Genomic DNA, 12,447 nt, shown 5'->3' on the forward strand with positions numbered 1-12,447 from the left:
GTCAATTCCTCCTAGTTTCTTTTTTCAAGGATGCTTGATATTGTTCTTCATAATCATACAAAGGCGTTGGATAGTCTCCATTAAAGTAAGCCATACACAGCCCAGAATAAGGAGCATCATAATTTAATTGAATCCCATCAATCAGGCCTGCTTCACTCAAAAAAGCCAGCGAATCTGCGCCAATCTGCTCTTTGATCTCTTCAATTGAATAGTTTGCCGCAATTAGTTCGTCCCGCGTCTGTATATCAATGCCATAAAAACACGGATATTTTAATGGTGGTGAAGCAATTCTGACATGAACTTCTTGCGCTTCTGCTTCTTTTAATAAATGAATAATGCGCCGAATAGTGGTCCCGCGAACAATCGAATCATCTACTAAAATGACTTTTTTTCCTTTGACCACGCCACGAACTGCCGATAGTTTCATACGGACACCTTGTTCTCTTAATTCTTGTGTCGGCTGGATGAATGTTCGAGCGACATATTGATTTTTTACTAAACCTAGTTCGTAAGGTATCTGTGCTTCTTCTGCATAGCCGCTAGCTGCAGACAATGACGAGTTCGGTACACCAATTACCATATCAGCTGCGACTGGACTTTCGATTGCCAAGTTCTTCCCCATTCTTTTACGAGCTGTATGCACATTAACTCCAGCAATATTTGAATCTGGTCGTGCAAAATAAATATATTCCATTGCACAAATTGCCGGTTGGACTTCCGTAGTGAAAACCTCTATTTTCAAGCCTTCATCAGAAATGATGACTACTTCACCAGGTGCCACGTCTTGAATAAAGCGAGCCCCAACTGTTTCTAATGCACACGTTTCGGATGCCACAACGTACGCCCCATTGTTCATTTGTCCGATGGAGAGAGGGCGAAAGCCGTTGGGATCCAGTGCAGCAATCATCATCGTTTCTGTTAATAAAAGATAAGCAAAGCCACCCTTAACCAAATTCAAGCTCTCTTTTAATTTATCGAGAAACGAGGCAGCAGTGCTTTTTCGAATCAAGTGCATTAAAATTTCAGTGTCTGAATTGGAATGAAAAATAGCGCCTTCTCTTTCTAGTTGTTTTCGTAAACGCTTGGCATTTGTCAAATTGCCATTGTGTGCTAACCCAATTTGACTATCATAAAATTTAAATAAAAATGGCTGAATATTATCCACGCTACCCGTACCAGCGGTTGCATAGCGTACATGACCAATAGCCGCCGTTCCTTCTAACGCATTCAGTTGTTCTTGCTTTTGGAATACTTCTGCTAACAAACCTAAATCACGGTGGCCATCTAATTTCCCAGAATTGTTCGCCACAATTCCCGCGCCTTCTTGGCCTCGATGCTGCAAGCTGTGTAAACCAAAATAGGTCACTTGTGCCGCATCAGGATGACCCCAAATACCAAAAATACCACACTCTTCATTTAAGCTTTTTGCTTCATAAGACATGGAATCGCATCCTCCCATAAGGCTTTGGCTTCTTTTGTTGAACAATTGATCACATCATCTAACGCATGAATGACCAAACCAGTTTCAGTCACTTTCCCAATATGTTGAGCTTTTCTTCCGATAAGTGTTTCAAATGCTTCTTGATGCTGGGGACTAACTGAAAGAATAAAACGGGATTGCGTCTCCGCAAATAGATATTCTTTTTTTAATGGCAGTGTCACCTGTAACCCCAGTTCGTTAGCAAAAGCCGACTCGGCTAAAGCAACGGCAACGCCGCCTTCAGCGCAATCATGCGCGCTAGCAACTAGGCCTGCTTGAATTGCTTTTAAAACTAATTCTTGGTTTGCTTTTTCCTCTTTTAAATCAAATGAGCGTAATTGCCCTTCAATTCGACCCAGTTGCATTTTTTGAATTTCTGAGCCGTTAAAATCTGCGTGGGTTTCACCGATGAGATAAATTAAGTCATCCACTTGTTTAAACGCTTGTGTGGTAATTTGTGAAACATCTTCAATCACGCCCACCATGCCGATCATTGGCGTTGGATAAATGGCTTGACCATCTGTTTCATTGTAAAGAGAGACGTTCCCTGAAATCACGGGTGTTCCTAGCTGACGGCAGGCTGCGGCGATTCCATCCGCTGACGTCCATAATTCCCAAAAACTTTCTGGTTTATCAGGGGAACCATAATTCAAACAATCAGTGATAGCCAAAGGTTGTGCTCCACTTGCTACAATATTACGGGCTGCTTCTGCAACCGCAATTTGCCCACCTATTTCAGGATTTAAATACAAATAACGGCTATTACAATCTGTCGTCATCGCTAAGGCTTTATTGGTGCCCCGCACTCTTAAAACAGCTGCATCACTTCCTGGTTGCACCACTGTATTCGTTTGTACTTGACTATCATAGGTTTCGTAAACTGATTTTTTCGATGCAATCGTTGGCTGTTGCAATAGGCGTTTTAATAATTCCGTGCTATTCGTAATTTCTGGAATGAAGGGCGCTAATTTTTTAAAAGCACGCATCCGCTCTGGTTCTTGATAGGCTTTCTGGTAGACAGGGGCTTCTTCTGCCAAAGCATCTACTGGTACATCTGCGACTATTTTGCCACCGTGAAAGACACGATACTGTCCATCATCTGTTACGGAGCCAATCGCTACCGCTTCTAAGTCATACGTTTGAAACAATTCACAAACTTGCTGTTCTGCTCCTTTTTCCACACAGATTAACATCCGTTCTTGGGACTCAGACAAGAGCATTTCATAGGGGCTCATCTGCGTCTCTCTCTGCGGAACTTTATCCAGCTCTAGAATCAAGCCTGAACCTGCTTTTGATGCCATTTCAGCACTTGAAGAAACCAAGCCAGCCGCCCCCATATCTTGGATGCCGATTAAAATATCTTGATGATTTTTGATTAAATCAAGACAAGCTTCCAATAATAATTTTTCCATAAACGGATCACCTACTTGTACCGCAGATCGTTGCTGTTCTTCACCTTCACTAAATTCTTCTGAAGCAAAGGTCGCACCGTGAATTCCATCTCGTCCTGTTTTCGCACCTACGTAAAGAATGCTATTTCCGACGCCTTTTGCTTGGCCTTTTTGAATCTCATCATGACGAATCAATCCCACACACATAGCATTAACAAGTGGGTTTCCTTGATAACATGGCTCAAAAGCAATTTCACCGCCAACGGTTGGAATACCAATACAATTTCCATAACCGCTAATCCCCGCCACAACTTCTTGAAACAAATAACGTGTTCGTGCATCCGTCAGTTCGCCAAATCTTAGCGAATCCAGTAAAGCAATCGGCCGCGCCCCCATACTGAAAATATCGCGAATAATTCCACCAACGCCTGTAGCTGCTCCTTCGTAAGGTTCTACTGCAGAAGGATGATTATGGCTCTCTGCTTTAAAAACAACAGCTAATCCGTCACCAATATCGACAATCCCAGCTCCTTCACCAGGGCCTTGAAGCACTTGTGGCCCTTCCGTCGGAAACTTTTTTAAAACGGGCTTGGAATTTTTGTAAGAGCAATGTTCACTCCACATCACGGAGAATAAGCCAGTTTCTGTATAATTAGGTTCTCTTTGCAAAATGGTCTCAATCTGATGATATTCTTCATCTGTTAGTCCCCATTCTGCATACAACCGTGTCTCCTTGATTTCTTTTGGTGTTGGTTCATTCATCATTGGCTTAATTCCTTTCCAAAGTTTTTAATGATTGAAGCAAAAAAGCTGCGTCCATCTGTTGAACCTAACAATTCTTCCATCGCTCGTTCCGGATGAGGCATCATTCCTAGAACATTGCCCTGTTCATTACAAATACCAGCAATATTCTCAAGACTACCGTTCACCTTTTCTTGATACGTAAAAACAATTTGGTTCTTTTCTTTCAGCTCTTTCAACGTTTTTTCATCACAATAGTAATTCCCTTCGCCATGCGCTACTGGTAAATGTATCGAAACATTTTCAGGATACTCGCTTGTAAACTTTGTGTGCGTATTCACTTTCAATGGGACACTTTTACAAATAAAACGAAGCGAATCATTTCTTAACAACGTACCAGGAAGCAAGCCAATTTCTGTTAAAATTTGAAAGCCATTACAAGTACCAAAAACCATTTTGCCTTCTGTAGCAAAGCGAATCACCTCATTGATAATTGGCGAAAACCGAGCAATTGCACCACAACGTAAGTAATCGCCATAAGAAAAACCACCAGGCAACAATACGCCATCAAATTTTGCTAAAGAAGTGGCATCGTGTCGGACAAATTCTGCATCGACGCCCATCACCTCTTTGACAGCCCACAATAAGTCTGCATCACAATTGGATCCTGGAAAAACAATCACTGCCAATTTCATTTAAATTTCCTCCAAAGATAAAATTTCAAAACGATAGGATTCCATATTTACATTGGCTAATAGTTGATCACAAATTTGTTCAATTTTCTCTTCAATTGCTTCTGTCTGCTGGACGTGCATTTCAAAATACTTACCGACACGGATTTCGGCTACTTCTGTAAAACCAAGCCGATGGACTGCTTCCTTAACCGCTTCACCTTGGGGATCCAAAATTGATTCTTTATACGTAACATAGACTTTGACAAAATACATACGCGCTTCCTCCTCAATTAGCTGTTAGTAAACGTTGTAAAACTTCTTCATATACAGGAACTATTTCTCCTAATTCACGGCGATAAACATCTTTATCCAGATGTTCGTTTGTGTTTAAATCCCATAGACGACAGGTGTCTGGAGAAATTTCATCTGCCAGTAACAATTGATTGGCCTTCGTCCGACCAATCTCGATTTTAAAATCGATCAAACAAATATTGAGGCGTTGAAAGAGTTGACTAAGCGCCTGATTAATTTGTAAAGCCAATGCTTTAATTTCCACAATTTCAGCAGGAGTGGCTACTTTTAGAAATTGAATATGGTCTTCGTTAATAAAAGGATCATCCAGACGATCTTCTTTGTAATAAAATTCAATAATGGGCGTCACTAATTTAGTGCCCTCTTCAATCGCTAAACGCTTTGAAAAACTTCCTGCCGCATAATTACGTACGACAACTTCCAAAGGAATCATTTCTACGGCCTGAATTAATTGTTCGTGTTCAGATACTTTTTTGATAAAATGATTGGGAATCTTCTGTTGCTGTAAATGTTCAAAAATTAGACTAGTGATTTGATTATTTAAAGCGCCTTTCCCAAGAACTTTGTCTTTTTTTTGACCGTTTAAAGCTGTTGCTTGATCAAGATATTCCACAAAAAGAACCGCTGCATTTTCTGTTTGATACAACTTCTTCGCTTTTCCTGTATACACAAGTGCTTTCTTTTCCATTCTTTCCCTCTTCTCGTTAGCTTCATGAACGCTATTCTTTCTAAGTCAGCTGATTCACATCAGTTAAAAACTTACATTAGTTACAAAAAAACAACAATCGTTCGTGTTTGTTGAATGTAAAAATAAAAAACTTGCTTGGAGCAAGCATTTATTAAGTTACGTTCCAAATACCAACAGTCTCAATTTCCTTTAACGTTTCTGATAAACAAGGGGTTGTAATGGTGACGTGGCCCATTTTTCTGCCAACTTTTGATTCGGCTTTTCCATAGTAATGGACTTGCCAAGTGGGTTTTGACGTGCATAACTGGTAGCTTTTTTCTAAGTGTTCACCTAAGAGATTCACCATAACCACTGGTTGAAGTAACTGGGGTAACCCAATGCCCCAATTGCTAATCCCTCGAATATGCGCATCAAATTGACTAAATGAGCAAGCTTCAATAGAGTAATGACCTGAGTTATGAGGCCGTGGCGCTAATTCATTGACGTACAACTCTTCTGAATCCGTTAAAAACAGTTCGATAGCTAAAACCCCAGATAAATTTAATTCCTCAGCAATGTGTTGCGCCAATTCCGCTGCTTTTTGTTGCACATTCTCAGAAATTCGAGCTGGCACAATTGATTCATGCAAGATATTCTTTCGATGAATGTTTTCAGATACAGGAAAGCTTTGGTAACCATGCTTATTCCCTGCAACGATGATTGAAAGTTCTTTAGTGAAAGGCACCCACTTTTCTAATTCACAAGTGGCGTTAGCTAATAATTCAGTCGCTTGGGAGAAATCTTCTTCGCATTTTAAGACGACTTGTCCTTTTCCATCGTATCCACCTTGAATAGTTTTTAAGACACATGGAAAACCAATCTTTTCTGTTGCTTGTGGCAGCTCTTTCTGACTTTTCACTTCCGCAAAAGAAGCAATCTTACAGCCAATCGATTGAAGAAACGTTTTTTCAAGCAATCGATTTTGAGTAATTTTTAACAATCCTGTTCCTTGTGGCAGCTTTTCTAGTGGGATGGCCTTTTCTAGGGAGGCCACTTCAATATTTTCAAATTCATAGGTGATCACATCGCATAACTCTGCTAGTTCAGTTAAAGCAGATATCTGATCAAAGGCTGCCACAATTTGACGGTCAGCTACTTGACCAGCTGGACTATTGAGCATCGGGTCCAACACAATCATTTGGAAACCCATTTTTTTACCACTCATGACTAGCATTCGCCCTAACTGTCCCCCACCTATAATGCCAATAGTTGCTCCGACTTTTAAAGGTTTATTCAAGTTGTTCCCCACTTTCCATAACCGCTTTTTCCAATGATTGTCGTCTTGCTTGGATTCTTTCTGCTAACTGTAAATCATCAATACTTAGTATTTCTGCAGCTAATAACCCAGCATTGGTAGCACCTGCTGAGCCAATCGCAGTTGTTGCTACAGGAACTCCCCCTGGCATCTGCACAATAGACAACAGTGAATCAATACCGTTTAATGTTCGTGTTTTAACTGGAACACCAATGACAGGTAAGGTTGTCTTTGCAGCTACCATCCCTGGTAAATGGGCCGCTCCACCAGCGCCAGCGATAATAACCTTCAATCCTTTTGTTCGTGATTCCTCTGCAAAACGAAACATCAAATCAGGGGTCCTATGTGCTGATATCACTCGTTTTTCATAAGGAATTTCCAACTCTTCCAACACAAGACAAGCAGCTTTCATCGTTGCCCAGTCTGAGGTACTTCCCATAATCACAGCGACTAATGGTTTCATGAATGTAATAACTCCTTCCGCCTTTTTTCACTGTTATTCTAACAATGAGAAAAAGAGATGTCAAAGAAAAACCGAAATATTATAGATTAAAATTATATAATATTCGTGTTTATCAAAAAAAGAGCCATCGGAAAGATGACTCTTTTTTGCTATTTTTAGCGTTGCTTCCTCTTTAAGAAGAAACGTCGCCTGTATTAATAACTGGTTGTGTGCCCTTATCAGTAATGATTGAGACTAGTAAATTATTAATAAGTTGTACTTTTCGTTCGTCGGTAAAATTAATTTCTTGCCCTTCTTCAATCTGTTCTAAGGCCATTTGTGTCATGCTTACCGCACCTTCAACAATTGTTTGTCGAGCCGCTAAGATTGCTTTTGCTTGCTGTCTTTGCAACATGGAGCTAGCAATTTCAGTTGCATAAGCTAAATGATTCAACCGTGTTTCGATAACCTCTACACCAGCCACTGCTAAGCGTTCTTGCAATTCTTTGGTTAACTCCTCGGAAATTTGTTCGGTATTTCCTCGCAGAGTTACATCATTATCTGAAAAAGTGTCATAAGGATATTGTGTTGCTACATGCCGGATTGCCGTTTCGCTTTGAATTTCCACAAAGTCTTGATAATAATCGACATTAAATAACGCCTTAGCTGTATCGACTACCCGAAAAACGATGACCGCAGAGATTTCGATTGGATTCCCGTCAGAGTCATTGACTTTTAATAGAGAACTATTGAAATTTCGTACTTTCAAAGAAATGTTCATTTTTTGCGTAAATGGAATGGTAATAAACAACCCATTTTCTTTAATCGTACCTAAGTAGCGACCAAAAAATAAAATAGCTTTCGCCTGATTGGGACTAACAATGGTTAAAGAACTTAAAAATAAAATAGCCCCAATTAACAAAATAATACCTAAAACTACAAGAACTCCATTGGTATGACTCGCTCCATAAATAAATAAACCAATTCCCGCAATTAAAATAACTAATAAGCTCGCAATTCCTACGTAGCCACTCATATAAAATGTTTTTTTCTCTTCCATCTGTTTCACTCTCCTAACTCATTTATCTGGTCCTTATTATACACCTCATTGCCTTCAATAGAGTAACTTTTAACATTAAATAAACTGATTTTTTCGGGGCTCTTGTAGTATACTGAGAACAAAGAAATCCCAAGAAAAGGAGTGATAGAATGCGCTATTTAAGCAAGGACATTTTAGAGGAAGTCATCACTCAACGCCCCTCCGACTCTTATAAAAGTAATTTTGGGCGTGTTGTATTAATCGGAGGAAACCGACAATATGGCGGAGCCATCATCATGAGTACCGAAGCGTGTATCAATAGTGGCGCTGGTCTCACCACTGTGATTACTGATGTTAAAAATCACGGGCCTTTACATGCAAGATGCCCAGAAGCGATGGTCGTGGGCTTTGAAGAAACAGTCCTTCTGACGAACGTCGTAGAGCAAGCGGAGGTTATTTTAATTGGTCCAGGTTTAGGCTTAGATGCTGCTGCACAACAAATATTAAAGATGGTACTCGCCCAACATCAAAAAAAACAATGGTTAATTATCGATGGCTCAGCAATTACCCTGTTTAGCCAAGGCAATTTTTCCCTTACCTATCCTGAAAAAGTTGTTTTCACACCTCATCAAATGGAATGGCAACGTTTGAGTCACTTACCTATTGAGCAACAAACACTGGTAAATAACCAGCGCCAACAAGCAAAATTAGGCAGTACGATTGTTTTAAAAAGTCATCGCACCACAATTTTCCACGCAGGAGAACCTTTTCAAAATACAGGCGGCAACCCTGGGATGGCTACTGGCGGAACTGGGGATACCTTGGCTGGCATCATTGCTGGTTTTTTAGCTCAGTTTAAGCCGACAATTGAAACCATTGCTGGCGCCGTCTACTTACACAGTCTCATTGGAGATGATTTGGCCAAAACTGACTATGTTGTTTTACCAACGAAGATTAGTCAAGCCTTGCCGACATATATGAAAAAATATGCCCAGCCCCACACTGCACCTGATTCTGAACTATTAGAACAGAAGCGTTCGAGATAAAACCCGAAAAGGCTAAATGGTGACAAATTTTGGGTTAAAAAGCAGGATTTAAGCCTGGGCCGAAAATCAAAAGCGATTTTCAGCCCAGGCTCTCTTTTTATTTTTCCTTATAAACATTTTTTAACGTTAATGGAGCGCCAAAGGTATGAAAATTCAAGCCTTTGACTTTATCATTTTGCAGGACTGTTTGTTCATTTTGGCTAAGTGGAATCATACCAACAGTCGTTTCAATCACTTCTTTTTCAGCTGCAATCAGTGTCGCCCATCTTTTTTCTGGCTCTAAGGCATAGGTTGTGGCTGCTTCATCTAATAATTTGTCATAGACAGGGTTCTGATAATTGCGATCATTGCCCTTGTATAAAGTCATCAGGGTAGAAATAGGATCTTGATAGTCTGGTGTCCAGTAAATTAAGAATAAATCATAGTCACTTTCTCGCCCAAAGTTCAATGCAGCTTCGGTCGGCAATGCGGTTAGCTCTATTGTCAAACCAGGAAACAGTTCTTGTAGCGAGCCTTGCAAACTTTCACCAATTTTTTTGTAAGAACCATCATCTGTTACCATCAATTCAACGTTAACCTTTTCTCCTAATTCTGCTTGTGCTTTTTTCCAATAACTTTGCGCTTTTTCTTTGTTATAAACCATTAAATTACCTGCTTCTTGACGAAAATCGAGACCCGTTGTGGGATTCGCCACAAAGCCTTCCGTAATCGCACCATGTAAAGCTTTAGAACCATCTGCAATAATATTATTGACTAGATTTTCTTTATCTATTCCTAAAGCCAATGCTTTACGCAGGTTTTCGTTTGCAAGCGGCGTTGCTTGCCCTTTCCGTTTTTGATTTAAGCGTAAGTAGTTCATTGTCGCTGTTGGGTACGAATGATACAGCGTATTATTTTTATTCTGTTGCGCCAGTTCACCACTTAGTGTAGCCACATTTAATTGTCCATCTTCAAAAAGATTCAATGCAGTAGATGTTTCTTTGATAACCGTATAATTGATAATGTCTGAGCGCACGTTCTGGCGATCCCAATAGCGATTATTCTTTGCTAGTTGCCAGTCCATCTTTGTTTGCTGCCAATCTTTTACCACGAACGGGCCATTATAGACGACTTTATCACTAGCAGTTCCATAGTCCGCACCAAATTGTTCGACTACTTTTTGATTTTGCGGGAAAAATGTAGGAAAAGCTAACAAGGACGTAAAGTACGGTTTTGGCTCTTTGAGCGTCACTTTTAATGTATAATCATCCACAGCTGTGACACCTAGTTCATTGGGTGCTAATTTCCCAGCTGAGATTTCTGCACCATTTTGAATTGTTTCAACGATGAGGAAGCTATAAACAAAGCCGTTTTTAGGATCAATCATTTTTTTCCAAGCATATTCAAAATCATGTGCTGTGACAGGATCATCGTTACTCCAAACCGCTTCTTTTCTCAAAGAAATCGTGTAGGTTTTTCCATCTTCTGAAATCATCGGCAATGCTTTTGCTACGGCTGGTACCAATTGGTCTTGTTCATCTAAACTATATAACCCTTCAAACGCTGCTGTTTGGACAATAGCATCTGGAAAATCCAATAATACAGAGGTGTTGAGCGTTGTTAATTCCGAGGGTGACATCAGTTGAACAGCTTCTTTGGTATTTTTCTGTTTCTTTTTATTTTCATTTTTATTGGTACACCCAGCTAAAAATCCTACCAATAAAATACAAACCATTGTGATTTTTAAATACTTTTTCATCTTCTTTCTCCTATAACTCTTCATTTTTTATGCTTTTACTTACAGAAAGACAGCTCCCCTTTTATTTTGTCCTTTCCACAAGCATCCAGACAACGACCGCTGGCTCCAACCCATCATTATAATTAATGTGCCCTTCACCAGCTTCAATTAATTGGGCTTGTCCAGCTCTTCCAACTAAGTCTTGACCATCTTCTAAAATCGTATGTGCTTCGTCAGAAATCACATAAGAATATTCATCCTGTTCGTGGCGAGCATATCCAGCTAAAGGCCGTTTTTCACCAGGCTGTAATGTAATAATGCCCATTTGAACTTGTGTATTTGGTTGGTTTTCTTTATCAAAAAAAATCGTCATTTCTTCTGATTCTGCTGATTTAATAAGCAATAGCTTTCCCTCCTTTTTTAAATCTTGTATCTTCCATTATTCCTTTAAATAGAATCAAAGTCAATCTTTTTATAGAAAATTCTGAATATTCTACACAAAAAAAGAGAGCATGAATTCTCTCTTTTTTGTCTCTTTAAACTTTTACAATCCAGCCTTCTGGCGCTTCTTTGTCACCAAACTGTATGCCAACCAGTTCATCATATAGTTGCTTAGTCACTGGTCCAACTTCCGTTTCACTATAAAATACATGGAAATCTGTGCCGTTTTGAATCCCACCAATAGGAGAAATAATCGCCGCTGTGCCACAAGCACCCGCTTCGGAGAAGTCCGCTAATCGATCAATGTAAACGTCTCCTTCAAGCGCCGTCATCCCTAAACGTTCTTTTGCTAGCGTCAATAATGAATATTTAGTAATACTTGGCAAAATAGACGCTGATTTCGGCGTAATAAAAGTACCATCTTTGGTTATGCCAAAGAAATTGGCTGCACCAACTTCTTCAATTTTCGTATGCGTATACGGATCTAAATAAATGCAATCACTAAATTCTTTCTCATGTGCTTCTGCACCTGGTAAAAGACTAGCTGCATAATTGCCCCCCACTTTAGCGGCCCCAGTTCCTCGACCCGCCGCTCGATCATAGTCAGAAACAATAAAGTTGGTTGGTGCTAAACCATTTTTAAAATATGAACCAACCGGCACGCAAAAAATAGAAAAAATGTATTCTTTGGCAGGTGCTACGCCAATATTATCGCCGACACCAATCATATAAGGGCGAAGATACAACGTACCGCCCGTTCCATATGGCGGTAAATAAGCAAGGTTGGTTTTCACCACTTCTTGACATGCAGAAACAAAGGTTTCTACTGGTACTTGTGGCATCAGTAGACGCGCACAACTTTTTTGTAACCGTTTGGCATTTTCATCTGGACGAAACAAATTGACAGAACCATCTGCACATTGATACGCTTTTAATCCTTCAAAACATTGTTGGCCATAATGTAAAGCAGGCGAACCTTCACTAATCGTTAACTGATTGTTATCTGTTAGCGTGCCTTCTTCCCACTTGCCATCTCGCCAATAACTAATATAACGAAAGGGCGTTTTAATGTAAGAAAACCCTAAATTATTCCAATCAAGATTGGCTTTTTCCATTGTCGTAGCACCTCAATTATTTTGATTTTTTATCTTAATTAGTGTAATTGTACCCATCAAAAACTAG

The 12,447-nt window shown here is 39.8% G+C and carries 12 protein-coding genes; 1 reads left to right on the forward strand and 11 read right to left on the reverse strand.

Annotated features, from left to right (window positions below; translation table 11 throughout):
- Position 1 precedes the first annotated feature (1 nt).
- From purF to IGK03_RS07795, 8 genes are all read right to left on the reverse strand, one after another.
- Positions 2-1,441: an amidophosphoribosyltransferase gene (gene purF / locus IGK03_RS07760; RefSeq protein ID WP_002382407.1), complete on the reverse strand. Its 1,440-nt coding sequence runs from the start codon at positions 1,439-1,441 to the stop codon at positions 2-4.
- Positions 1,417-3,636 carry a phosphoribosylformylglycinamidine synthase subunit PurL gene (gene purL / locus IGK03_RS07765; protein ID WP_033625008.1) on the reverse strand — a complete coding sequence of 740 codons (2,220 nt, stop codon included), beginning with the start codon at positions 3,634-3,636 and terminating at the stop codon, positions 1,417-1,419. Before purL ends, purF begins: the two co-directional genes overlap by 25 nt.
- Positions 3,633-4,307, reverse strand: coding sequence for a phosphoribosylformylglycinamidine synthase subunit PurQ (purQ, locus tag IGK03_RS07770; RefSeq protein WP_033625010.1), 675 nt, complete (start codon positions 4,305-4,307; stop codon positions 3,633-3,635). The genes purL and purQ overlap by 4 nt, the downstream gene beginning before the upstream one ends.
- Positions 4,308-4,559: a phosphoribosylformylglycinamidine synthase subunit PurS gene (purS, locus tag IGK03_RS07775; protein ID WP_002357271.1), complete on the reverse strand. Its 252-nt coding sequence runs from the start codon at positions 4,557-4,559 to the stop codon at positions 4,308-4,310. It abuts the gene before it with no gap.
- 13 nt (positions 4,560-4,572) lie between these two features.
- Positions 4,573-5,286, reverse strand: coding sequence for a phosphoribosylaminoimidazolesuccinocarboxamide synthase (purC, locus tag IGK03_RS07780; RefSeq protein ID WP_002357270.1), 714 nt, complete (start codon positions 5,284-5,286; stop codon positions 4,573-4,575).
- A gap of 151 nt (positions 5,287-5,437) precedes the next feature.
- Positions 5,438-6,562 (reverse strand): 5-(carboxyamino)imidazole ribonucleotide synthase, encoded by a 1,125-nt coding sequence (gene purK, locus IGK03_RS07785; RefSeq protein WP_033625011.1) that lies wholly within the window; start codon positions 6,560-6,562, stop codon positions 5,438-5,440.
- A complete protein-coding gene (gene purE / locus IGK03_RS07790; protein ID WP_033625012.1) occupies positions 6,555-7,043 on the reverse strand; it encodes a 5-(carboxyamino)imidazole ribonucleotide mutase in 489 nt (162 codons plus the stop codon). Before purE ends, purK begins: the two co-directional genes overlap by 8 nt.
- Positions 7,044-7,215: 172 nt before the next feature.
- A complete protein-coding gene (locus tag IGK03_RS07795; RefSeq protein ID WP_002366818.1) occupies positions 7,216-8,082 on the reverse strand; it encodes an SPFH domain-containing protein in 867 nt (288 codons plus the stop codon).
- Between the two features lie 149 nt (positions 8,083-8,231).
- On the opposite strand from IGK03_RS07795, the gene IGK03_RS07800 reads away from it, so the two are divergent.
- The gene (locus IGK03_RS07800) at positions 8,232-9,107 is read left to right on the forward strand and encodes an NAD(P)H-hydrate dehydratase (protein ID WP_202334846.1); all 876 of its coding nucleotides are present in this window, start codon (positions 8,232-8,234) and stop codon (positions 9,105-9,107) included.
- Positions 9,108-9,204: 97 nt separating this feature from the next.
- On the opposite strand, the gene IGK03_RS07805 is transcribed toward IGK03_RS07800, so the two are convergent.
- From IGK03_RS07805 to IGK03_RS07815, 3 genes are all read right to left on the reverse strand, one after another.
- Positions 9,205-10,845 (reverse strand): peptide ABC transporter substrate-binding protein, encoded by a 1,641-nt coding sequence (locus tag IGK03_RS07805; protein WP_430602195.1) that lies wholly within the window; start codon positions 10,843-10,845, stop codon positions 9,205-9,207.
- Positions 10,846-10,906: 61 nt separating this feature from the next.
- On the reverse strand, positions 10,907-11,227 hold the full coding sequence (locus IGK03_RS07810) for a cupin domain-containing protein (RefSeq protein ID WP_430602197.1): 321 nt from the start codon (positions 11,225-11,227) through the stop codon (positions 10,907-10,909).
- A 133-nt stretch (positions 11,228-11,360) separates the two neighbouring features.
- Positions 11,361-12,380 carry a branched-chain amino acid aminotransferase gene (locus IGK03_RS07815; protein WP_049096011.1) on the reverse strand — a complete coding sequence of 340 codons (1,020 nt, stop codon included), beginning with the start codon at positions 12,378-12,380 and terminating at the stop codon, positions 11,361-11,363.
- Positions 12,381-12,447: the final 67 nt, after the last annotated feature.

The organism is Enterococcus sp. DIV2453a (genome assembly GCF_050533535.1).
GTDB lineage: Bacteria > Bacillota > Bacilli > Lactobacillales > Enterococcaceae > Enterococcus > Enterococcus faecalis.